This is a genomic window from Azotobacter salinestris (assembly GCF_009363155.1).
GTDB classification, from domain to species: Bacteria; Pseudomonadota; Gammaproteobacteria; order Pseudomonadales; family Pseudomonadaceae; genus Azotobacter; species Azotobacter salinestris.
In genome coordinates this window covers 4784565-4804181 of sequence record NZ_CP045302.1, presented here as the reverse complement: position 1 = coordinate 4804181, position 19617 = coordinate 4784565, and the positions used below count along the sequence as shown (strand labels likewise).

The 19617-nt window shown below is 63.2% G+C and carries 27 protein-coding genes and 3 tRNA genes; 17 read left to right on the top strand and 13 right to left on the bottom strand.

Features of this window, described 5'->3' with window-relative positions; translation table 11 throughout:
* Positions 1 to 47: 47 nt before the first annotated feature.
* On the top strand, positions 48 to 299 hold the full coding sequence (locus tag GCU53_RS22775; protein WP_152389612.1) for a DUF1654 domain-containing protein: 252 nt from the start codon (positions 48 to 50) through the stop codon (positions 297 to 299).
* Between the two features lie 72 nt (positions 300 to 371).
* Here GCU53_RS22775 and GCU53_RS22770 read toward each other — a convergent pair whose 3' ends face one another.
* The 5 genes from GCU53_RS22770 to GCU53_RS22750 form a co-directional block, all read right to left on the bottom strand.
* Positions 372 to 824 (bottom strand): DUF2442 domain-containing protein, encoded by a 453-nt coding sequence (locus GCU53_RS22770; protein WP_152389611.1) that lies wholly within the window; start codon positions 822 to 824, stop codon positions 372 to 374.
* Positions 825 to 878: 54 nt separating this feature from the next.
* Complete coding sequence (locus tag GCU53_RS22765; RefSeq protein ID WP_152389610.1) at positions 879 to 1166, bottom strand: type II toxin-antitoxin system RelE family toxin; 288 nt, start codon at positions 1164 to 1166, stop codon at positions 879 to 881.
* Complete coding sequence (locus GCU53_RS22760) at positions 1156 to 1443, bottom strand: type II toxin-antitoxin system Phd/YefM family antitoxin (protein ID WP_152389609.1); 288 nt, start codon at positions 1441 to 1443, stop codon at positions 1156 to 1158. The genes GCU53_RS22765 and GCU53_RS22760 overlap by 11 nt, the downstream gene beginning before the upstream one ends.
* Before the next feature lie 233 nt (positions 1444 to 1676).
* Entirely contained in the window at positions 1677 to 1808 is a 132-nt protein-coding gene (locus GCU53_RS26630) for a hypothetical protein (RefSeq protein WP_280115845.1), read from the bottom strand.
* 107 nt (positions 1809 to 1915) lie between these two features.
* Positions 1916 to 2230 (bottom strand): DUF1654 domain-containing protein, encoded by a 315-nt coding sequence (locus GCU53_RS22750; protein WP_152389608.1) that lies wholly within the window; start codon positions 2228 to 2230, stop codon positions 1916 to 1918.
* A 592-nt stretch (positions 2231 to 2822) separates the two neighbouring features.
* Here GCU53_RS22750 and GCU53_RS22745 point away from each other — a divergent pair.
* The 8 genes from GCU53_RS22745 (at position 2823) to GCU53_RS22715 (ending at position 7942) form a co-directional block, all read left to right on the top strand.
* Positions 2823 to 3038, top strand: a complete 216-nt coding sequence (locus GCU53_RS22745; protein WP_152389607.1) for a hypothetical protein — start codon at positions 2823 to 2825, stop codon at positions 3036 to 3038.
* A gap of 991 nt (positions 3039 to 4029) precedes the next feature.
* Positions 4030 to 4359 carry an IS66-like element accessory protein TnpA gene (gene tnpA, locus GCU53_RS22740; RefSeq protein ID WP_152388408.1) on the top strand — a complete coding sequence of 110 codons (330 nt, stop codon included), beginning with the start codon at positions 4030 to 4032 and terminating at the stop codon, positions 4357 to 4359.
* On the top strand, positions 4356 to 4691 hold the full coding sequence (tnpB, locus tag GCU53_RS25595; protein ID WP_167520046.1) for an IS66 family insertion sequence element accessory protein TnpB: 336 nt from the start codon (positions 4356 to 4358) through the stop codon (positions 4689 to 4691). The genes tnpA and tnpB overlap by 4 nt, the downstream gene beginning before the upstream one ends.
* An 81-nt stretch (positions 4692 to 4772) precedes the next feature.
* On the top strand, positions 4773 to 6284 hold the full coding sequence (tnpC, locus tag GCU53_RS22730; RefSeq protein WP_152389606.1) for an IS66 family transposase: 1512 nt from the start codon (positions 4773 to 4775) through the stop codon (positions 6282 to 6284).
* Between the two features lie 729 nt (positions 6285 to 7013).
* Entirely contained in the window at positions 7014 to 7376 is a 363-nt protein-coding gene (locus tag GCU53_RS22725) for a hypothetical protein (RefSeq protein ID WP_152389605.1), read from the top strand.
* A complete protein-coding gene (locus GCU53_RS22720; protein ID WP_152389604.1) occupies positions 7360 to 7542 on the top strand; it encodes a hypothetical protein in 183 nt (60 codons plus the stop codon). The genes GCU53_RS22725 and GCU53_RS22720 overlap by 17 nt, the downstream gene beginning before the upstream one ends.
* Complete coding sequence (locus GCU53_RS25590) at positions 7539 to 7694, top strand: hypothetical protein (protein ID WP_167520101.1); 156 nt, start codon at positions 7539 to 7541, stop codon at positions 7692 to 7694. Before GCU53_RS22720 ends, GCU53_RS25590 begins: the two co-directional genes overlap by 4 nt.
* Complete coding sequence (locus GCU53_RS22715; RefSeq protein ID WP_152389603.1) at positions 7691 to 7942, top strand: hypothetical protein; 252 nt, start codon at positions 7691 to 7693, stop codon at positions 7940 to 7942. The genes GCU53_RS25590 and GCU53_RS22715 overlap by 4 nt, the downstream gene beginning before the upstream one ends.
* 41 nt (positions 7943 to 7983) lie before the next feature.
* On the opposite strand, the gene GCU53_RS22710 is transcribed toward GCU53_RS22715, so the two are convergent.
* On the bottom strand, positions 7984 to 8199 hold the full coding sequence (locus GCU53_RS22710) for a hypothetical protein (protein WP_152389602.1): 216 nt from the start codon (positions 8197 to 8199) through the stop codon (positions 7984 to 7986).
* Between the two features lie 106 nt (positions 8200 to 8305).
* Between GCU53_RS22710 and GCU53_RS22705 the strand changes: the two genes are divergently transcribed.
* From GCU53_RS22705 to GCU53_RS22685, 5 genes are read left to right on the top strand one after another with little or no spacing between them, the layout of a single operon-like run.
* Complete coding sequence (locus GCU53_RS22705; RefSeq protein ID WP_152389601.1) at positions 8306 to 8641, top strand: hypothetical protein; 336 nt, start codon at positions 8306 to 8308, stop codon at positions 8639 to 8641.
* The gene (locus GCU53_RS22700) at positions 8638 to 10389 is read left to right on the top strand and encodes a DNA cytosine methyltransferase (RefSeq protein WP_244306928.1); all 1752 of its coding nucleotides are present in this window, start codon (positions 8638 to 8640) and stop codon (positions 10387 to 10389) included. The genes GCU53_RS22705 and GCU53_RS22700 overlap by 4 nt, the downstream gene beginning before the upstream one ends.
* 52 nt (positions 10390 to 10441) lie before the next feature.
* Positions 10442 to 10678 carry a hypothetical protein gene (locus tag GCU53_RS22695; protein ID WP_152389599.1) on the top strand — a complete coding sequence of 79 codons (237 nt, stop codon included), beginning with the start codon at positions 10442 to 10444 and terminating at the stop codon, positions 10676 to 10678.
* A 57-nt stretch (positions 10679 to 10735) separates the two neighbouring features.
* Positions 10736 to 11056 (top strand): helix-turn-helix domain-containing protein, encoded by a 321-nt coding sequence (locus GCU53_RS22690; RefSeq protein ID WP_152389598.1) that lies wholly within the window; start codon positions 10736 to 10738, stop codon positions 11054 to 11056.
* 44 nt (positions 11057 to 11100) lie between these two features.
* Positions 11101 to 12045, top strand: a complete 945-nt coding sequence (locus GCU53_RS22685; RefSeq protein WP_244306926.1) for a tyrosine-type recombinase/integrase — start codon at positions 11101 to 11103, stop codon at positions 12043 to 12045.
* A 9-nt stretch (positions 12046 to 12054) separates the two neighbouring features.
* On the opposite strand, the gene GCU53_RS22680 is transcribed toward GCU53_RS22685, so the two are convergent.
* The 3 genes from GCU53_RS22680 to GCU53_RS22670 form a co-directional block, all read right to left on the bottom strand.
* A tRNA-Leu gene (locus GCU53_RS22680) sits at positions 12055 to 12139 on the bottom strand.
* 59 nt (positions 12140 to 12198) lie between these two features.
* Positions 12199 to 12274 (bottom strand) — tRNA-His (locus GCU53_RS22675).
* Positions 12275 to 12309: 35 nt separating this feature from the next.
* Positions 12310 to 12386: transfer RNA gene (locus tag GCU53_RS22670), tRNA-Arg, on the bottom strand.
* Between the two features lie 275 nt (positions 12387 to 12661).
* Here GCU53_RS22670 and folD point away from each other — a divergent pair.
* Complete coding sequence (folD, locus tag GCU53_RS22665; RefSeq protein WP_152389596.1) at positions 12662 to 13516, top strand: bifunctional methylenetetrahydrofolate dehydrogenase/methenyltetrahydrofolate cyclohydrolase FolD; 855 nt, start codon at positions 12662 to 12664, stop codon at positions 13514 to 13516.
* Between the two features lie 96 nt (positions 13517 to 13612).
* On the opposite strand, the gene cysS is transcribed toward folD, so the two are convergent.
* The gene (gene cysS, locus GCU53_RS22660; protein WP_152389595.1) at positions 13613 to 14998 is read right to left on the bottom strand and encodes a cysteine--tRNA ligase; all 1386 of its coding nucleotides are present in this window, start codon (positions 14996 to 14998) and stop codon (positions 13613 to 13615) included.
* A complete protein-coding gene (locus tag GCU53_RS22655) occupies positions 14999 to 16669 on the bottom strand; it encodes a glutamine--tRNA ligase/YqeY domain fusion protein (RefSeq protein WP_152389594.1) in 1671 nt (556 codons plus the stop codon). It abuts the gene before it with no gap.
* 156 nt (positions 16670 to 16825) lie between these two features.
* Between GCU53_RS22655 and GCU53_RS22650 the strand changes: the two genes are divergently transcribed.
* Complete coding sequence (locus GCU53_RS22650; protein ID WP_152389593.1) at positions 16826 to 17320, top strand: peptidylprolyl isomerase; 495 nt, start codon at positions 16826 to 16828, stop codon at positions 17318 to 17320.
* A 5-nt stretch (positions 17321 to 17325) separates the two neighbouring features.
* On the top strand, positions 17326 to 18051 hold the full coding sequence (lpxH, locus tag GCU53_RS22645; RefSeq protein WP_152389592.1) for a UDP-2,3-diacylglucosamine diphosphatase: 726 nt from the start codon (positions 17326 to 17328) through the stop codon (positions 18049 to 18051).
* A gap of 110 nt (positions 18052 to 18161) precedes the next feature.
* On the opposite strand, the gene GCU53_RS22640 is transcribed toward lpxH, so the two are convergent.
* Positions 18162 to 18764 (bottom strand): MiaE family protein, encoded by a 603-nt coding sequence (locus tag GCU53_RS22640; RefSeq protein ID WP_152389591.1) that lies wholly within the window; start codon positions 18762 to 18764, stop codon positions 18162 to 18164.
* A 75-nt stretch (positions 18765 to 18839) separates the two neighbouring features.
* Complete coding sequence (locus GCU53_RS22635; protein ID WP_152389590.1) at positions 18840 to 19316, bottom strand: DUF1289 domain-containing protein; 477 nt, start codon at positions 19314 to 19316, stop codon at positions 18840 to 18842.
* Positions 19317 to 19617: the final 301 nt, after the last annotated feature.

Here is a 19617-nt window from a genome sequence, read left to right as displayed (position 1 = left end):
ATCGCCTTGTTGTATGCTGTATATAAATACAGTAAGGAGTGAGCCAAATGGCCAAGCCAGCCAAGAAAACCGCCGTCCGTCAGCCCTCCAGCTATGAGCTGATGGGCGCCCGCATCCAGAAGCTCATCAACTCACCAAAGGCGCAGCAGGCCAGGGACGTTACAGTCCACCGCCTGCCGGACGAGTCGGAAGCCGATTGGTCACGCTTCCTCGATGAGGTTGCCGAGTCCGAGAACGTCAAAATCTCGCACATCGAGAGCGGCGGCATCCGGCTTACCTGGACCGTGACAGCCGAGTAGTACCGCCACTCATCCCCTCAAGCCCGCCCCGCGCGGGGCTTTTCATCTCAGCCCTTCTCAACCTGCACGGGCTCAAGCACGCTTCTTCTGCTGCTCGGCCTGTACCGCCTCCCAGCCCTTGCAGGCTAGAGCCAGTTGGCGCGGCACCGCCTCACGGCCGCTGCTGTAGCGGCTGATGGTGCGCGCAGACACGCCAAGAGCGCTGGCAGCCTGCTCCAGGCCGAAGCCAGTGCGTGATCGCCATCCGATGATCTCGTCCGGCGCGGCTTGAGCCAGGGCGTCGAGATAGAGGGTGTCGGCGCCGATCTGGATGTCCAGCGCCGGCCACTCCACCGTCCAGCCGTCGTCGCCCAGAGCGGCGCCGACGAAGGCCATGGCATTCTGCAGCGGCTTCAGGCCGGGGTATTGGGCCACGTCCTCGCGCATGTCCAGGACGAAGCGGCGGCCGTCGATAAAGGTCAGCTCCAGCCGGTGGCCGGGGCGCGCCTGCACGGCCCGCAGGCGGGGGCGTTTCATGGATGCCATAGGTTCCACTCCTCCAGCAGTTCGGCCCGGTGCGCGAGGCTTTTCGTCTCTGCCCTACCGCTTCATCGCCTGCTCATACACGGCGCTACGCTCCCGTTTGCCAACGGCCACCACGACTACCACCACCCGCTCGTCCTCGACCCGATAGACCAGCCGGTAGCCGGCGGACTTCAGCTTGATCTTGTAGCAGTCCTTGAGGCCGTGCAGTGCGTCGCCCGGCACGCGAGGGTTACGGCGGCGCTCGTCGAGCTTTCGCAGCAGCTGCAGACGGATCGCCCCGCCGAGCTTGCGCAACTCCTTCAGCGCCTGGGGAGCCCACTCGACCGCATACTCAACGGTCATGCTCAGTATCGCGCTCAGCCTCGGCGATCAGGTCTTCCAGCGCCACGCGGACGGTCGGCTCGTTTGCCTCGATCCGCTCCCGAGCTACCCGGATCAGCTCCAGATCGTCCAGGCGCTCCATCATGGCCTCGAACACGTCAGCCGGCACCATGTAGCCCATGACACGGTTGTGGTTCAGCACAGCTACCGGAGCGCCGCCAGCGCTGCTCAGCACGGCGGAAGGGTTCTTCTTCAGCTCGGAAACGCTAACGGCGACGTCAGCCAAGATGCTCTGCATAATAAAGCCTCCTATTAAGGGCTTTATTTTGGTCCTTTACTCATTTTTGAGCAAGGCATGGCGGCTTGCTTGGCTCCGGCTTTTCATTTCACCCCTTCGCGCACTCCCTCAGCCGCACCCGTAACCACTCCCTCTCCTGCTCGGCGATCCTGGCCCGCACGCGCCGCTGGTACAGAGCCAGGCGCTGCCTCCGGGCGACCGGCGTGAGCCAGTCCCAACCGGCGAACAGATCCTCATCTGTCCACCACGTCATCCAAGTCCGGGTCGCGCTCGTCTTTGGGGCGTGTCCACTCCTCGATGTACAGACCTATGGCGAACAGGCCACAGCCTGCCAGTGCGAGAAAGAGAACCGAGTTGATCGTCATTGGGTCGCCCTCCTTGGCGTTGAGATTCCAGCAGGGTAGCTATTAGCGGCCAGCGCACCACTGTGGCGCACTCAAGATGCTATCCACTTCACATGTCGGCCGGGCCATCAGAATGGGGATTTGTCCCTTTCCACCATCTCGAACTCCCGATCATCTGCCGGGGCGGCATTGTCCGCTTGGCGCTCCCACCGTAGCGTCACGCCGCCATCGTCGTTGACAGCCATCTCCAGGCCATCCGTCTCGGCCAGCAGCTCCAGCACCCCCTCCCATGCGTCGTCCGGATCGGTGTCCAGCCGGTGAATAGTCACCCGGCGATCCAGCTGCGCCCGCAGCGCGTTGATCATCGACGAAACCCGTAGCCCAAGCCTCTCCAGCGGAGTGAGTTCCTGGGGCTGCTGCTTCTGGGCTTTCTGCCTGGCCATATGCCACTCATTTACTGTATGCACATACAGTAAGCATTTGCACACAGAGAGCCAAGCCCTTGCTGCCAACTCGGTCACAACCGTTCCGATGGGCGATTTTGTTGGCCGAAAAAATATAAGCAAACTTATTGACCGCCAAGATAAGCATGCTTATATTTACTCCATCGACGCGCTGCCAAGCAGAGACCCTCAAAAGGCCCTTGGTGCACAGCGCCGAGACAGGCAGCGATGCCTCCGGGTAGCCGGGAACGCTCTTTCACAAATCGGGTTTCAAGATTTACCGCTGCTCAGCGCCGAGAGGCGCACGACGAGCAGCCCATGTGGGCTCTGGAACCCACCTGCTCAGAACCATGTCGAGCGTCAGCTAGCCAGGAACACAGGGCTGGCCACGCAGAACGGGTCGAGGGTTGCGCTGCAAATGCTCCCTGCCGGGTGCCTGAGACGAAGGCGATTCACCGGTACAGCAGGCGCAGCGATAAGTCACCGCCCAGCCGGATTGTGGCGAGTAACGCCGGCCAGCAAGACCAGAAGTTTTCACTGAAGCGCCTGAGCGATCGGGCGCTTTGGGAAACTACTGAAGAAGGAAACCCCCATGTCAATCTCTATCGCAACCACCAAGCCCTCAACTACCAAGGTCTCAGGCGACGCAGCAGCCACCGCATTCGAGCGCGAGATGCGCGCCCTGGGCTACCGCAACTTCCAGCAGGAGCGCGGCCGGTACTGCCTCCAAATCCTGAACGACCTGAAGCTCGCCTACCTGGCCGGCTGGCGGAATGGCTACGTAGCTGACAAGTGCGCCGCCGCCTAACCCACCGCCAGGCACCCCATCCACCTAGAGCTTGCCTAGGGCAGACGCTAATCAGCGCCTGCGTTTAACCCTCCGCCCGGGCGGGTGCCAAGCACCGGGCACAGACACTGCAACACCGTGGCCGTTCGGCATGCGGCGGCGTTAGCGCGGCTCCTACAAGCCGCAGGTCAGGTGCTCTCACCACCCGGACCAAAGCGCGCAACCGTTCGAGTAAACGGCAAGCCAAGGCGCCGCATGAGCGTGCGGTTCCCGCTTCGGGGTGTAGTCGCGCACCCAGCGACAGAGCGACCGCCTGGCCGGCGTAACCGGCTATCCTTTTCCATTTCTAAACACTTGATAATAATTATCATTAGCATATGATGCAGAGACCGTCGGCAGATCGGTATGCAAGCGGCGTCAGCCGGCCATCTCCTACGATGGCCACGCCGGGCCTCACGGCTCCCGGCAAAGCGCGCAGCCTGTTCGAGTAATCCGCAAGACAGGGCAGCGATAGCGCCACGCGGTCTGTAGTCACGCAGACGTCGAAAGAGTGACCGACTGGCTGGCGTAACCGGCCTTTTCCCATCCCCTTCACATACCTTCTGTCTTACAAAGAGCCAGCCGCTTGGCTGGGTGTACGGCTCGTGGCCTACCTTACGAACACCGTCGGCGGATCGGCATGCCGTCAGCGTTAGCTGGCCATCCCCAAAGATGGCCACGCCGGGTTTTGAAGTTCCCCCCCCGGCAAGGCGCGCTGTCGGTTCGAGTAATCTGCAAGCCAAGGAGGACAGCACCTTCCATTCCTCTTGGCAGGCACGCCAAGGGCGACAGAGTGCCCGCCTGGCCGGCGTAACCGGCCACACCTCCCGCTCTTGTGGGAAGGACCTCACCGCAGGGTTCAGCAAGGACTGTAACCGTCCGGCCAAGTCATCTGGCTTGAACCCGCCAGGCTAAGAGATGGTGTCCACCTATTTATCGTGGACACCATTTCAAGGCTTTCAAGCGGGGAATCATGCAGCGACGTTCTTATTCCAAGGCCTTCAAGGCGCAGGTCGTGCAGGAGTGCAGCCTGCCCGGCAACTCGGTTGCCAGCGTGGCCCTGAGCCACGGCATCAATACCAATGTGGTTCATCGCTGGAGAAGATTGGCCGCATGCTCCCCGTCGACCGGGACACTGCCCGCCTTTCTTCCGGTGACGCTGGAGCCGCTGGTTCAGTCGGCGACTTTCGACCAGGCGGAGATCCGCATCGAGATTCCCCATCGCCGTACAAGCTTGACCGTGCACTGGCCGGCGGGCGATGCCGAAGGCTGTGCCCGGTTCGTCCGCGAGCTCCTGCAATGATCCGCATCGATGCCATCTGGCTCGCCACCGCGCCGCTGGATATGCGGGCCGGAACGGAAACGGCGCTGGCCAGGGTGGTGGCGGTCTTCGGTGCGGCGAAGCCGCACAACGCCTACCTGTTCGCCAACAAGCGGGCCAACCGCATGAAAGTGCTGGTTCACGATGGTTTCGGTGTCTGGCTGGCCTCGCGCCGGCTGAACCGGGGCCGCTTCGTCTGGCCGGGCAGCTGGCAGGGTGCCCAGTTTGAACTGAGCGCCGAGCAGCTTCAGGCCCTGGTGGTCGGGCTGCCCTGGCAGCGGGTCGGATCGGGGGCCGAAATCCGCCTTTTATAGTTGACCGTCAGGTGCCCCATGCCGCGCAATTGACCGAACGGCCTATCGCCGGGAGCGATCAAGGCAGGCACACTCGGCGCCATGACTTCTGCTTGCTTCGACCATCTGACTCCCGAGCAACTGCGCGAACTGGCGGCGCAGTTGACGCAGCAAGTCCATTACTACAAAACCCGCGGCGAGCAGCTGGCTCACGAAATTGCCGTCCTCAAGCGGCATCGGTTTGCCCGGCGCAGCGAGCAGCTCGGTGCTGCCCAGCTCAGCCTGCTGGACGATCTGCTCGATACCGATATCGCGGCCATCGAAGCCGAGCTCGAGGAGCTGGCTCCAGCTCCCGCCGCTGCCGAGCCACGCCAGCAGCCCAGGCGCACAGCCTTGCCGCCGCAGTTCCCCCGCACGCTGATCCATCACGAGCCGGACAACACGCAGTGCGCCTGCGGCTGCCAGCTCAAACGCATCGGTGAAGATGTCAGCGAAAAGCTCGACTACACCCCGGGCGTCTTCACGGTGGAGCGGCATATCCGCGGCAAATGGGTCTGCGAACGATGCGAAACGCTGATCCAGGCGCCGGTTCCGGCCCAGGTGATCGACAAGGGCATCCCGACTGCCGGGCTGCTGGCCCAGGTCATGGTGGCCAAGTTCGCCGACCATCTGCCCCTGTACCGGCAGGAAAAGATCTTCGGCCGGGCCGGTTTCGCCCTCCCGCGCTCGACCCTGGCGCAGTGGGTCGGCCGCTGCGGCGTGCAACTGCAACCACTGGTCGATGCACTGCGGGACATAGTCCTGGAGCAGAACGTCATCCATGCCGACGAGACCCCGGTACAAATGCTCGCGCCGGGCATGAAGAAGACCCGGCGCGCCTATGTCTGGGCCTACGTTCCCAGCCCGTTCGCCGAGCTGCGTGCGGCGGTCTACGACTTCAGCCCCAGCCGTGCCGGCGAGCATGCCCGCACCTTCCTCGGCGACTGGCGCGGCCAACTGGTCTGCGACGACTTCGCCGGCTACAAGGCCTGCTTCGAGCAGGGCGTGACCGAGATCGGCTGCATGGCCCATGCCCGGCGCAAGCTCTACGACCTGCATATCGCCAACCAGAGTCAACTGGCCGAACAGGCTCTGCGCTACATCGGTCAGCTGTATGACGTCGAGCGCGAGGTACACGACTTGCTGCCCGATGAGCGACAGCGAATACGCCAGGAAAAAGCCAAGCCCATCGCCGATGCCCTGCACGGCTGGATGCTCGCCCAGCGCCGGTTGGTGCATGAAGGCACGGCCATCGCCAAGGCACTCGACTACAGCCTCAAGCGCTGGGCGGCCCTGGTGCGCTATCTCGATGACGGCATGCTCGCCATCGACAACAACGGGTGTGAAAACCAGATCCGCCCGTGGGCCATCGGCCGTGCGAACTGGCTGTTCGCCGGCTCGCTGCGCAGCGGCAAACGTGCGGCTGCGCTGATGACACTGATCCAGTCAGCGCGGTTGAACGGCCATGATCCGTATGCCTATCTGAAAGATGTGCTGACCCGGCTGCCAACGCAGAAGGCCAGTGGGCTCACCGAGCTGCTGCCGCACAACTGGATGCCTGCCAGCAAGGTGTAATCCCCAGCCGCTTACCAAGGACTATTCATTCAGCTGACTCGTTTGGCTGTGCGCTACATCCTCGGTCTACGCTAGGAAAACCGTCGGCAGATCGGTATGCCGTCAGCGTTAGCCGGCCATTGCTCAATGGTGGCCACGCCGGACTACAGGGCTCCGCAAGGCGCGCAGTCGGTTCAAGTAATCTGCAAGCCGGGGGCTCCACGCCCTCACCCAGTTGGCAGGCACGCCAGCGGCGACAGAGTGCCCGCCTGGCCGGCGTAACCGGCCACACCTCCAACCTCTCAAGCTGGTTTGATAGCAGATGTACTGCATGTGTCTTGGGAGCTTGCGCAGGGAAGGACCTTCCCACCGCTGGGTTTGTAAAGAGCTACCCGATAGCTACCTTACTTATTACTCCCTGTCAGCTTAGGGGAGCACTTGCACAGTAGGCATTTGCAAGGAGCCGCCGGCAGATCGGCATGCTGGTAGCGTCAGCTGGCCATTCCTAATGGCCACGCCAGGGTACCTCGTCCTCCTGCAAAGCGCGTAGCCGGTTTGAGTAATCTGCAAGACACGGAAGTTCGTGACACCGTCCCCGTCTGTAGTCACGCAGGCGTCAACAGAGTGACCGCCTGGCCGGCGTAACCGGCCGCCCCTCCCCCAATCCCCGTGCTCATCAGAAAGCCATCTCGCCCGAGGCGGCTTCCTCATGCGCGCGCGACCCACCCCAGCAACCACGAGAACCCTCACATGAAGCTGATCGACATAGTGCAATCGGCAGGCGTCGCCGCGACCGCGACTCTGCTTGTCCTGGCCGCCGGAGCCCTGGCCACCCACGAGGCCCAGGGCGCCGAGCTGCCGGCACCGAACGTAACCCTGCGGAACGTGCAGATCATGGACACCGCCCACGACTCTTGGGCGGTGGCGACCGCCGTCAACACCAGCGACCAGGCGCTGGTAGAGCCCATCATCGTCTTGGAACTGCCCGACGGCACCAAACTGCGCCACGTCGGCCCCTCCCGCGTCGATCCAGGCGAAGCCTGGAGGATCTTCGAGCGCATACCTGGCACAGAGCAAATGCAGGCAGGAGAGCAGCATGGAAATCGCGACTGAGCACCGCGGCATGACCACCCGCTGCCCGCGCACAGCGCTGGCCTGGTGCAAAGCAGGCGGCTCCATCCGCATCGTCACAACTGGGGCAACCACAGCCATGTGCCGCGCCGATTACTGGCGGCACATCAAAGCAATTGCAAGCCTGGAAGCAAGGCATGCGGCATGAACAACGCCATCCAGCTCATCAAACACGCCCAGCAGCTCGCCACATCCCGCGGAGAGCCCCACATCGTAGTTCAGGTAGCCAGCGGCCAGATCGTCGTCACGCGGGACGGCAAGCTGCGTGGGGCGATATTGCTGGAGAGGTGCTTTCCATGACTGCCAAGAACGCCGCCGAACGCAAGCGCGAAGAGCGCGAGCGCAAGAAGCTCAAGGAGGAAGAACGCCTCGCCCGCCTCCTCTCCCGCCGCATCAAGCTCGACCTGTTCAAGGCTACCGACGCCAAGCTGATCCGCTCGATGGAGCGCACCGACATCGAGGAACCGCAGGATCTGATCACCCGGCTCATCCATGGCGCCGACCGCCTCAGCGACGAGGCCCTGGCCGAGCTGATCCGCCTGCCGTAGCTGTCACGCCTACCTGTCACGATGATATGGCGAGTACACCGCTACGCTCGCCGTATTTTCTGATCCGGCACTGCATGCCGGAGAGCATGCAGCTCGTCGGCATCCTGGTTCAGATCATGAACCACCCTCAGCAGCCGCTGGCGAAGTAATCCGTTATCGAGCTGTTCAATCGCTCGCATGACCTCAATCGCAGCCGCCTCATTGTTGGCGGCTACTGAATCCAAAGTTTTGCGGATGTTTCTCACCACTCGGCTCACAAGATTCTCCCCCTGAAAATTTGGGCCGGGTTTGTTAGACCACAGGATTTCCTTTTGATTTCAGCCGTTTGAGTTCGGGCGGCACCGTTTGTCTGGAGAAAGAACCATGAGCACCTTTGCCGTCTTCGGCATGACCGCGCATTACGCTCGCGAGGAAGCCCGAAAGAATACGCCGACTGTCGTCTTGAAGGTTCAGCTGACCGAGTCGCAATGGCTCGAAGCCGTCGAGCGACGAGCCGAGAAGACCATGGGCGGCGCTCGTGTCGTCCAACTGAGCCCCCTGTTCGACGCCCCACAATTCGCTCAGCAGTACATCGAACTGCTGCGCAAAGCCGGTCGCTGCCGTGATCTCAAGATTCGAGCAAAGGTGAAGGCTGACGCGCCGGCAGCAGGCCGCACGAAGAAGAAGGCGCCGGCCACCATATGGAAGGACGTTGCATGACGGCCTTCCATACCCAGTTCGGCCTCAACTTCACCGGCGAGATCGTCGTCGACCTGTTCGCCGGCGGCGGAGGTGCGAGCACCGGCATCGAGCAGGCTCTCGGCCGCCCGGTGGATGTGGCCATCAACCACGATCCCGATGCCGTGAGCATGCACACCCTGAACCACCCGCATGCCAAGCACTACCTCAGCGACGTCTACGAGGTATGCCCGCTGGAGGCCACTGCCGACCGCCCCGTCGGCCTGCTGCACGCCTCGCCGGACTGCACGCATCACAGCCAGGCCCGCGCCGGCCAGCCGCGTAGCCGCAAGATCCGCGCGCTGGCGTGGGTAGTCATCAAGTGGGCCGGCACGCTGGCCCGGCACGGCCGAGCGCCACGGGTGATCACCCTGGAGAACGTCGAGCAGATGCTGCAGTGGGGCCCGCTGGTGGCCAAGCGCTGCGCCAGCACCGGTCGCGTCGTGAAGGTTGACGGCAGCGTGGCCGCCCCGGGCGAACGCGTGCCGGTTGCCGAGCAGTACCTGGTCCCCTGCAGCAAGCGCCGCGGCCGCAACTGGCAGCACTTCGTCGGCGCGCTGCGCAGCCTGGGCTACGCAGTGCAGTGGCGCGCCTACGCAGCCTGCCTGCATGGCGCTGCCACCCTGCGCAAGCGGCTCTACCTGGCGGCGCGCCGCGACGACATGCCGATCCGCTGGCCCGAACCCAGCCATGCCGCCAAGCCGAAGCGCGGCCAGCGCAAGCTGAGCACCGCTGCCGAGCACATCGACTGGTCGATCCCGTGCCCGTCGATCTTTCTCGATGCCGAGGAAGGCAAGGCTCTCGGGGTTCGCCGGCCGCTGGCCGAGAAGACCCTGGTGCGCCTGGCCAAGGGCATCCAGACATTCGTCATCGACAACCCCGACCCATTCATCGCCCCGGACGGCGCCGTCGGCAGCCTGGCGGCGATGGCGCAGAACGTGACCGGCATCGCCCCGCGCAAGCCGCTTCCGACCGTCCTGGCCGGCGCCGCCCGCTTCGCCGCGGTGAGGTGCGAGGTCGCGCCGCTGATCACCGAGCACGCCAACGGCAGCAGCCAGCGCAACATGCCGGCCAGCGAGCCGCTGCGCACCATCTGCAGCGAGGTGAAAGGCGGGCACTTCGCCCTGGCGGTCGCCTACTTGGCCCAGCAGAACGGCGGCTTCAACGAAACGCCCGGCCACCCGCTGACCAAGCCCATGACCACCATCACCAACACCGGCAGCCAGCAGCAGCTGGTGACCGCCAGCCTGATGACCCTGCGCAAGAACTGCGTGGGCCGCGAGCTGACGGATCCGGTACCGGTGATCACTGCCGGGGCGGAGCACCACGCCCTGGTGGCCTGCACCCTATCGCCCGATGTCAAGGCCGGCGCGCTGCGGGTCGCGGCCTTTCTGACCAAGTACTACGGCCAGGGCGACGGGCAAGACCTGCGCGACCCGCTGCACACCATCACGACCAAGGACCGGCTGGCCCTGGTCACCGTCGCAGTGCGCGGCACACCCTACGTCATCGTCGACATCGGCATGCGGATGCTCACCCCGGCCGAGCTCTACGCCGCCCAAGGCTTCCCGAAGGGTTACGTCTTCGACCGCGGGCACGACGGGCGAATCTTCTCGAAGAAGGTGCAGGTGCGCTTCGTCGGCAACAGCGTCAGCCCGCCGCCGATGCGTGCCCTGATCTCCGCACTCTTCGCCGAGGAGCTGCAGGTTCAGCAGCGTCTGCTGGCCTGACCCATCTCACCATCAACAGACCGCCCGGGGCCCGGGCGGGCAAGGAGTTCCTATGCCTCTATCCCCCATCTACTGCCGCAGCCGAAGCGACGGACGCCTGCACCGCTTCGGCTCGAAGGACTGCATCCGCTGCCGGCCGGTGACCCACCAGCCCAAAGGCAGCATGTGCGCAGCCTGCCGCCACGCCCTGAGCAACTGCAGCGCCCTGCCCTTCGCATCGATGCCGGAACTCAAGCGAGCCGGCCAGACAGTCATCGTCCGCTGCACGCAGTTCCAGTGCAGCAAGTAATCCCACTCCACCCACACTCCCCGGCCAAGCCGCGCCTGGGGCAGGAGACTTTTGCCCATGAGTTTGATCACTGTCGACCAGGCGGCAGAGCTTCTGAGCGTCTGCAGCCGCACCGTCTACAACATGGCCGCCGACGGCCGCATACCGGTAGTCAGGATGCGCGGCCGGAGCCTGCGCGTCCATCGCGAGAAGCTGGAGGCAATGCTCGAAGATGAAGCCGCTGCTAGTATTCGCGCCGCGGGCGGCGTGAAGGAGAACACCACATGCCGTACAAACGAGGCGACTCACCTTTCTGGTGGGTCAGCTACAAGCTACCAACTGGAAAGTACGTTAGACGATCTTCTGGGACAGAGGACTACGCGGCGGCAAAGGCGCTAGAGCAGCAGGCCCGAGCAGACGCATGGAAGGAAAAGGAATGGGGCGTGAATCCGCCCCGGAGCTTCGAGGAGGTGATCATCCCGTACCTGCAGCACGCTCGCCAGCATCAGCGCAGCTACGAGACGACGACTCATCGGGTAAAGCATCTGCGGGAGGCTTTTGCCGGAAAGATCATGAACGATCTGGCCGGCCAGCAGATCCGCGAATATACCAGCAAACGCATGGAGGCCGGGGCCTCGGCAGCCACCATCAATCGTGAGTTGTCGGCGCTATCCGCAGCCATCAACTGGTGCAACGTGGAGTACGAGTGGGGATTGCCGAACCCGGTGAAAGGAAGGAAGGCCAGGGAGCCAGAGGGTCGAGTGCGCTGGATCACGCCGGCCGAGGTAGAGGCGCTGTGCAGGGAGGCACGGATGCTGAAGTACGGCGACAACCTGGAGGACTTCATACGCCTGGCGGTCAACACTGGCTGCCGGAAGGAAGAGATGCTCGGGCTCGAATGGCGGCGTGTGGATCTGCACAACCGGCTGATCCACCTGGAAGGGCAGCACACGAAGGCCGGCAAGCGTCGATCGATACCGATCAACGAGGGCGCCCTATCGGCGCTCAAGGGACGGATGGCATTCCGGGCAAAGCACTGCCCGGCGAGCCCATGGGTATTTTGCCGGCCGACTGGAGAGCGAGCGGTAAGCGTGCGGGCCGGTTTCGAGAAGGCGTGTCAAAAAGCCGGCATCACCGACTTCGTGATTCACGACCTGAGGCACACCTGTGCAGCGCACCTTATTAGTGCAGGCGTTCCGCTTTCGGAGGTACGGGATTTGCTAGGCCACAGCACGGTGACGATGACGGAGCGGTATGCCCACCTCGCCCCGGCTCGTGTTCGGGACGCGGTAGCGGTTCTGGACCGTGAGAACGGCATGTCACGTTCTCGCTACGCTGAAGTTCCAGTGCATCAAGGAGGCAGGCCTTTAAAGCTCGTAAGTCCTTGATTTATCAAGTGGTGCGGATGAAGAGACTCGAACTCTTACGCCTTGCGGCGCTGGAACCTAAATCCAGTGTGTCTACCAATTCCACCACATCCGCGTGGCCAGAAACCCTTGAGAAACGAAAACGCCAGGCCTGACGCCTGGCGCTTTGGAATATGGGGTGGACGATGGGAATCGAACCCACGACACCAGGAGCCACAATCCTGTGCTCTACCAACTGAGCTACGCCCACCATATCTTGCTGCTGCTTGCCGCCGAACCACCTCATGGCGCGCCCGGCAGGACTCGAACCTGCGACCATCCGCTTAGAAGGCGGATGCTCTATCCAGCTGAGCTACGGGCGCTTTTCATCCGCATTCTGAGCAGAGCGCAAATTCGAAGCCTTTCGCAAAGTCTAACGCCTAGCAGCTCGACCCTGCCTTCCCATCCAGCAACAGGCTGTGCTCGACAAGCGGGGCAAATCTTATAGAGCACACAAACTCCTGTCAACAATATTTTTTAAATAAATCAGCAAGATGTAAGGAGCGACAGCAGTAGCCAGTCATCTGCATTGGCCCGCCAGCCTTGCCATGAGAGAATGCTTGCTTCGTCTTATCAACCTTATGGTCAAGCAAGCGTCATGACTGCAAAATTAATCGACGGCAAAGCGATCGCCGCCAGTCTTCGTCAGCAGATCGCCCAACGTGTCGCCGAGCGACGTCAGCAGAGCCTGCGCGCCCCCGGCCTGGCAGTCATTCTGGTGGGAACTGACCCAGCCTCCCAAGTCTATGTATCCCACAAGCGCAAGGACTGCGAAGAGGTAGGCTTTCACTCCCAAGCCTACGACCTCCCCGCCAGCACCAGTCAGGATGAGCTTCTGTCCTTGATCGACCGCCTGAACGAAGATCCGGCGATCGACGGCATCTTGGTGCAGTTGCCGCTGCCGCAGCACCTTGAGGCATCCTTGCTACTAGAGCGCATTCGCCCGGACAAGGACGTGGACGGCTTCCATCCCTACAATATCGGCCGCCTCGCTCAACGCATGCCGTTGCTGCGCCCCTGCACTCCCAAAGGCATCATGACACTCCTGCAGAGTACCGGCATAGACCTGTACGGCCTGGACGCTACGGTTGTCGGCGCCTCCAATATCGTTGGCCGCCCGATGGCACTGGAATTGCTATTGGCTGGCTGCACAGCGACCGTCACCCACCGCTTCACCCGTAATCTGGCCGAGCACGTTAGTCGCTCCGACCTGGTGGTGGTTGCAGCCGGAAAGCCTGGCTTGGTCAAAGGCGAGTGGATCAAACCTGGAGCAATTGTCATAGATGTCGGCATCAACCGCCTTGAGGACGGCAGACTGGTCGGCGACGTGGAGTTTTCCACCGCAGCCGCACGTGCAGGGTGGATCACCCCTGTCCCAGGCGGCGTCGGCCCGATGACCCGCGCCTGCCTGCTGGAAAACACCCTGTACGCAGCCGAGCAATTGCACCGGTAACCAGAGGCTCTCCATGAAAATGGCACCCCCGGCCTGGGGTGCCATATTTCCACCCGAGGGCGCATCCAGACGCCCCACCTTAGCGGAAATACCTTCTCACTCGGCCAGGCGCCAGGTGGTAGCACCCTTGCCATCCTCCAGCACCACGCCCATGGCAGCAAGCTGGTCGCGGATGCGATCGGACTCGGCCCAGTTCTTCTCGGCGCGCGCTGCAAGACGAGCAGCGATCAATGCCTCCACCTTGGCGGCATCCACCCTGCCCTCGGCGCCGGCCTGCAGGAAAGCTTCCGGCTCGAACCTCAGCACGCCGAGCAGTCCAGCCAGCTCGCGCAGGCGCGCGGCCAGGCCGGCGGCAGCGGCGAGATCCGACTCGCGCAGGCGGTTGACCTCACGGGCCAGCTCGAACAGCACGGCGCAGGCTTCCGGAGTATTGAAGTCGTCATCCATGGCTGCCGCGAAGCGTGCAACGAATTCCTCGCCGCCGGCAGGCTGCGCGTCCGGCAACCCTTTGAGGGCGTTGTAGAAGCGCCCCAGAGCGGCTTTGGCCTCGCGCAGGCTGTCCTCGGAGTAATTGATCGGGCTACGGTAGTGGCTGGACACCAGCAGATAGCGAACCACCTCGGGGTGGTACTTCTCCAACACTTCGCGGATGGTGAAAAAGTTGCCCAACGATTTGGACATCTTCTCACCGTCGACACGCACCGCACCGGCATGCATCCAGGTGTTGGCGTACAGCTTGCCGGTGGCCGCCTCGCTCTGGGCGATCTCGTTCTCGTGATGGGGGAACACCAGATCCGGACCACCGCCATGAATGTCGAAGGTTTCGCCCAGGCAGCAGGTGGACATCACCGAGCACTCGATGTGCCAACCCGGACGACCGGGCCCCCAAGGCGACTCCCAACTCGGCTCGCCCAGCTTGGCGCCCTTCCATAGCACGAAGTCGAGCGGATCCTCCTTGGCTTCGCCCACCTCGATGCGCGCACCGATCTTCAGATCTTCGATCTTGCGGCGCGACAGCTTGCCGTAGCCCTCGAACCTGCCGACCCGGTAGTAGACGTCGCCGTTGCCTGGCGCATAGGCAAAACCCTTGGCGATCAGGGTCTGGATCATCGCGTGCATACCGGCGATATGATCGGTGGCACGCGGCTCGATGTCCGGACGCAGCACGTTGAGGCGCGCCTCGTCCTCATGCATGGCGGCGATCATGCGCCCGACCAGATCCTGGAACGACTCGCCATTCTCGTTGGCGCGCTTGATGATCTTGTCGTCGATGTCGGTGATGTTGCGCACATAGGTCAGCTCATAGCCGCGATGGCGCAGCCAGCGGCTCACCACGTCGAACGCCACCATCACCCGCGCGTGGCCGATGTGGCAGAAGTCGTAGACGGTCATGCCGCATACGTACATGCGGACCTTGTTGCCTTCCAGCGGCTTGAATGCGTCCTTGCTCTTGGACAGGGTGCTGTAGATGGAAAGCGTCATTTACTGCCCCCAGGAATCGCGCAGGGTGACGGTGCGGTTGAATACAGGAGCACCCGGCCTCGAGTCCTTCAGGTCGACAGTGAAGTAGCCTTCGCGCTCGAACTGGAAACGCTCTTCCGGCCTGGCCTGGCCCAGCGACGGCTCCGCACGACATCCCTTGAGCACCACCAGCGAATCCGGATTGATGTTGTCGAGGAAGCTGCCACCTTCTTCGGTCCTCTCCGGGTTGGCGGAACGGAACAGGCGGTCATAGAGGCGCACTTCGCATTCGACGCTGCCGTCGGCCGGGACCCAGTGGATCACGCCCTTGACCTTGCGGCCCTCGGGGTTCTTGCCAAGGGTGCCCGGGTCGTAGGAGCAGCGCAGTTCGACGACGTTGCCCTCGGCATCCTTGATGGCCTCGTCGGCGCGGATCACGTAGCTGCCGCGCAGGCGTACCTCGCCGTTCGGCTCTAGGCGCTTGTAGCCCTTCGGCGGGTTTTCGTCGTAGTCACCGGCATCGATGTAGATTTCGCGGGCGAACGGCAGCACACGCACGCCCATGTCCTGCTTCGGGTGGCACGGCAGCTCGAGGTTCTCGACCCGGTCTTCCGGGTAGTTGGTGATGACCACCTTCAGCGGCTTGAGCACGCACATGGCGCGCGGCGCGTTCGCGTCGAGGTCTTCACGGATGGCGAATTCGAGCATGCCGATATCCACCACGCCACCGGCGCGGTTGACGCCGATCAGGTCGCAGAAGTGGCGGATCGAGGCCGGAGTGTAACCACGCCGGCGGTAGCCGGACAGGGTCGACATGCGAGGATCGTCCCAGCCGGACACATGCCCCTCATCGACCAGTTGCTTGAGCTTGCGCTTGCTGGTGATGGTGTAGTTCAGGTTGAGGCGGGCGAACTCGTACTGGCGCGGCTTGCACGGCACCGGCAGGTTCTCCAGGAACCAGTCGTAGAGCGGCCGATGATCTTCGAACTCAAGAGTACAGATCGAGTGGGTAATGCCCTCGATGGCATCCGACTGGCCGTGGGTGAAGTCGTAGCTCGGGTAGATGCACCACTTGTCGCCGGTCTGATGATGATGGGCATGGCGGATGCGGTAGAGGATCGGGTCGCGCAGATTCATGTTCGGCGAGGCCATATCGATTTTCGCACGCAGCGCCTTGGCGCCGTCGGGGAATTCGCCGGCCTTCATCCGTGCGAACAGATCGAGGTTCTCCTCCACCGAGCGCTCGCGGTAAGGGCTGTTCCTGCCCGGCTCGGTCAGGCTGCCGCGATACTCGCGCGCCTCGTCCGGCGACAGGTCGCAGACGTAAGCCTTGCCGGCCTTGATCAGATGCACGGCCCAGCCATAGAGCTGATCGAAGTAGTCGGAGGCGTAGCGTTCCTCACCGGCCCACGAAAAGCCCAGCCACTGGACGTCGCTCTTGATCGCATCGATGTACTCCTGATCCTCCTTGGCCGGATTGGTGTCGTCGAAGCGCAGGTTGCACTCGCCACCGAACTCCTGCGCCAGGCCGAAGTTCAGGCAGATCGACTTGGCGTGGCCGATGTGCAGGTAGCCGTTGGGCTCCGGCGGGAAGCGAGTGATGATCTTGGCGTGCTTGCCCGACTCCAGGTCGGCCTGGACGATCGGGCGGAGGAAGTTCGCGGCAGCGGCGGGAGTCTCGGGCTTGCTCATGGGATCCTTGAAACATGTCGGCGCCAGCCAGGGTAGGCCGGCCAATGCAAAGGGCTTATCATAGCGGACCCGTCATGCCCCTGACAGAGACCCGGCATCAACGACCATCGGCCGGCGCGGTCCGGGCATTCCTCACCCACCCAGCGGAACTCAGCCATGATCAAGCTGCACACCAACCACGGCACCATCACCCTGAAGCTGTTCGCCGACAAGGCACCGGAAACCGCTGCCAACTTCGAGCAGTACGTGAAGGAGGGCCATTACGACGGCACCATCTTCCACCGCGTGATCGGCAATTTCATGATCCAGGGCGGCGGTTTCGAACCAGGCATGAAGCAGAAGCCGACCCGCGCTCCGATCAAGAACGAGGCCAACAACGGCCTGTCCAACAAGACCGGCACCATCGCCATGGCCCGCACCATGGATCCGCATTCGGCCAGCGCCCAGTTCTTCATCAACGTCAAGGACAACAGCTTCCTCGACCATACCGCGCCGACTACCCAGGGCTGGGGTTATGCCGTGTTCGGTGAAGTGGTCGAGGGCATGGAGGTGGTCGACAAGATCAAGGGCCTCCCCACCACTTCCCGCGCCGGCCATCAGGACGTCCCGGTTGACGACGTGATCATCGAGAAGGCCGAGATCGTCGAATAATCCCGATGACTACGCTGCTGATCTCGGATCTGCACCTTGATGAGGAACGCCCGGACATCGCGCGGGCGTTCCTGCGCTTCCTGAAGGAGCGCGCCAGCCAGGCCGAAGCGCTGTACATCCTCGGAGACTTCTTCGAAGCCTGGATCGGCGACGACGCCATGACGCCCTTCCAGCACGCCATTGCCGAGGCGCTTCGCGAAGTGGCGGACCAGGGCACACGGGTCTTCCTGATGCATGGCAACCGTGACTTCCTCATCGGCCGCGCATTCTGCCGCCTGGCCGGCTGCACCCTGCTGCGCGACCCCACCTGCATCGAGCTGAACGGCGCCCCCGTACTGCTGATGCATGGCGATACCCTGTGTACCCGCGATATCGCCTACATGCGCTTTCGCCGGCGCCTGCGCAATCCGGTGTCACTATGGCTCCTGCGCCACCTCCCCCTCTCCAAGCGCCAGCAACTGGCACGCAAGTGGAGAGAGGCCAGCCGCACGCAGGTCCGCCAGAAAGCCACCGAAATCGTTGACGTCACACCCGAGGAGGTGCCGCGGATCATGGCTGCCCATGGCGTGTTGACCCTGATCCACGGCCACACCCACCGCCCTGCCGTACACGAGCTGCAGATCGACGGTCGGAAGGCCCGACGTATCGTCCTGGGCGACTGGAATCACCAAGGCTGGGTGCTGCAAGTCGACGCCAGCGGCTACCACTTGGCCCCACTCCCCATCGCCTGACCGCAGCATCAGAAGGCCGCTCCGCCATCGCCAGGGCAAGCCAAGCACGCCCGAGCGATCGACGGAGGGTTGACCGGCAGCGTTCTGGCCAACTCCGAGAGAAACGGCCGTCAGACCGCCACACCGCTGTGGAAGCGGAATTCCGTATCCGGGGCAAGAATCGCCTGACGCTCGATCTCGGCGAAGAAGGCCACGCGCTCGTCGATCGGCTCGCCGGCATACTGACGAGCCATGCCCAGGTAGTCCTGATAGTGCCGCGCCTCCGAAGCGAGCAGCGAGACGTAGAAGCGCCCCAGTTCCTCGTCGAGAAACGGCGCCAGACGATGGAAGCGTTCGCAGGAACGCGCCTCGATGTAGGCGCCGACGATCAGGGTATCGACCAGTCGGCCCGGCTCGTTCTTGCGGATATGCGCATGCAGGCGCTGGGCGTAGAGCGAGGCGGTAAGCGGCCGGTAGACGACGCCGCGCTTCTTCATCAAGTCGGCCACCTGCTCGAAATGGCGCAGCTCCTCGCGAGCCAGGCGCGAAAGCTTGTATTGCAGGTCTTCCTTGTCGACATGGCGAAACAGCAGGGTCAGCGCCGTGCCGGCCGCCTTCTTTTCGCAGTTGGCGTGATCGATCAGCAGGATCTCGGGGTGCTGCAATGCCTGCTCGATCCAGGCCTGGGGAGTCGGACAGAGCAGGAAGCTTTCGATTTCGGGAAGCAGGGACATGGCAATCTGACTGGACTTGGAAAGCCGGGCATTATACGGCGCCCGCCCATGGCGGAGGAGTCGGCAGCCCCGCCCTCAGACGCGCACCTGCATGCCCTCGCGCAGGAAGCGCGGAGCGATGTAGCGCTCGTAGTGAGCTTCGGAAAGCAGGAAGAATTCGCGATCAATGGCATCGCGAAGGGCCGGCAACTCCCAATCGCGGAACTCCGGCAGCAGGACGATGCCGTAGGCCTCGAGCTGGTTGATCGAGCGGGCGCCGCGGGCGATCAACTGGTACGCCCAGCAATACACCGATTGCTCGGTCACGAAGCGGATCTGTCGCTGCTCGAGCTGCCGACGCAGACACTGCGCATCGAACACCTCCAGCTTGGCCTGCACCACCTGCACCAGAAGGGACTCCAGCCGCTGCCAGACGGCACGCTTCTCCTCTTCGGTGTACTGGTTCCAGTTCACCACCTCGTGATGGAAACGCTTGCAGCCCCGGCAGACCAGATCGCCATAGACCGTGGAGCAGAGACCGACACAGGGCGTCTTGATGCGCTGATGGGACATGGGCGAAGGACAGAGACCGGAGAGACGCGAAAACGGGACGGTATCTTAGCCCTTTGTCTAGCCCCGGTCACCCGCATGAACCCCTCGGCGGCTTTAACTCGACCACCGCTTTCCAGTACACTGCCAACGCCTTTTTGGCACCACTGTCCGGTCGAAGCTGTTTTCAAAGCGTCACGAGCACAGTTGACCCGAATGGAACGGCGCTGGCACCCCGCCCCTGGGCGCCAGTGCCTCCCCTCTCGGCGTAAAACTTTGAAAACAGCTTCTGGAGGGGGATCATCGCAACCTTGGCCGTGCCGCC

Bases quoted from the DNA above. Each gene is read 5' to 3' on its own strand.
- GCU53_RS22775 (WP_152389612.1), top strand. From the start codon at position 48: ATGGCCAAGCCAGCCAAGAAAACCGCCGTCCGTCAGCCCTCCAGCTAT.
- GCU53_RS22770 (WP_152389611.1), bottom strand. From the start codon at position 824: ATGGCATCCATGAAACGCCCCCGCCTGCGGGCCGTGCAGGCGCGCCCC.
- GCU53_RS22765 (WP_152389610.1), bottom strand. From the start codon at position 1,166: ATGACCGTTGAGTATGCGGTCGAGTGGGCTCCCCAGGCGCTGAAGGAG.
- GCU53_RS22760 (WP_152389609.1), bottom strand. From the start codon at position 1,443: ATGCAGAGCATCTTGGCTGACGTCGCCGTTAGCGTTTCCGAGCTGAAG.
- GCU53_RS26630 (WP_280115845.1), bottom strand. From the start codon at position 1,808: ATGACGATCAACTCGGTTCTCTTTCTCGCACTGGCAGGCTGTGGCCTG.
- GCU53_RS22750 (WP_152389608.1), bottom strand. From the start codon at position 2,230: ATGGCCAGGCAGAAAGCCCAGAAGCAGCAGCCCCAGGAACTCACTCCG.
- GCU53_RS22745 (WP_152389607.1), top strand. From the start codon at position 2,823: ATGTCAATCTCTATCGCAACCACCAAGCCCTCAACTACCAAGGTCTCA.
- tnpA (WP_152388408.1), top strand. From the start codon at position 4,030: ATGCAGCGACGTTCTTATTCCAAGGCCTTCAAGGCGCAGGTCGTGCAG.
- tnpB (WP_167520046.1), top strand. From the start codon at position 4,356: ATGATCCGCATCGATGCCATCTGGCTCGCCACCGCGCCGCTGGATATG.
- tnpC (WP_152389606.1), top strand. From the start codon at position 4,773: ATGACTTCTGCTTGCTTCGACCATCTGACTCCCGAGCAACTGCGCGAA.
- GCU53_RS22725 (WP_152389605.1), top strand. From the start codon at position 7,014: ATGAAGCTGATCGACATAGTGCAATCGGCAGGCGTCGCCGCGACCGCG.
- GCU53_RS22720 (WP_152389604.1), top strand. From the start codon at position 7,360: ATGGAAATCGCGACTGAGCACCGCGGCATGACCACCCGCTGCCCGCGC.
- GCU53_RS25590 (WP_167520101.1), top strand. From the start codon at position 7,539: ATGAACAACGCCATCCAGCTCATCAAACACGCCCAGCAGCTCGCCACA.
- GCU53_RS22715 (WP_152389603.1), top strand. From the start codon at position 7,691: ATGACTGCCAAGAACGCCGCCGAACGCAAGCGCGAAGAGCGCGAGCGC.
- GCU53_RS22705 (WP_152389601.1), top strand. From the start codon at position 8,306: ATGAGCACCTTTGCCGTCTTCGGCATGACCGCGCATTACGCTCGCGAG.
- GCU53_RS22700 (WP_244306928.1), top strand. From the start codon at position 8,638: ATGACGGCCTTCCATACCCAGTTCGGCCTCAACTTCACCGGCGAGATC.
- GCU53_RS22695 (WP_152389599.1), top strand. From the start codon at position 10,442: ATGCCTCTATCCCCCATCTACTGCCGCAGCCGAAGCGACGGACGCCTG.
- GCU53_RS22690 (WP_152389598.1), top strand. From the start codon at position 10,736: ATGAGTTTGATCACTGTCGACCAGGCGGCAGAGCTTCTGAGCGTCTGC.
- folD (WP_152389596.1), top strand. From the start codon at position 12,662: ATGACTGCAAAATTAATCGACGGCAAAGCGATCGCCGCCAGTCTTCGT.
- cysS (WP_152389595.1), bottom strand. From the start codon at position 14,998: ATGACGCTTTCCATCTACAGCACCCTGTCCAAGAGCAAGGACGCATTC.
- GCU53_RS22655 (WP_152389594.1), bottom strand. From the start codon at position 16,669: ATGAGCAAGCCCGAGACTCCCGCCGCTGCCGCGAACTTCCTCCGCCCG.
- GCU53_RS22650 (WP_152389593.1), top strand. From the start codon at position 16,826: ATGATCAAGCTGCACACCAACCACGGCACCATCACCCTGAAGCTGTTC.
- lpxH (WP_152389592.1), top strand. From the start codon at position 17,326: ATGACTACGCTGCTGATCTCGGATCTGCACCTTGATGAGGAACGCCCG.
- GCU53_RS22640 (WP_152389591.1), bottom strand. From the start codon at position 18,764: ATGTCCCTGCTTCCCGAAATCGAAAGCTTCCTGCTCTGTCCGACTCCC.
- GCU53_RS22635 (WP_152389590.1), bottom strand. From the start codon at position 19,316: ATGTCCCATCAGCGCATCAAGACGCCCTGTGTCGGTCTCTGCTCCACG.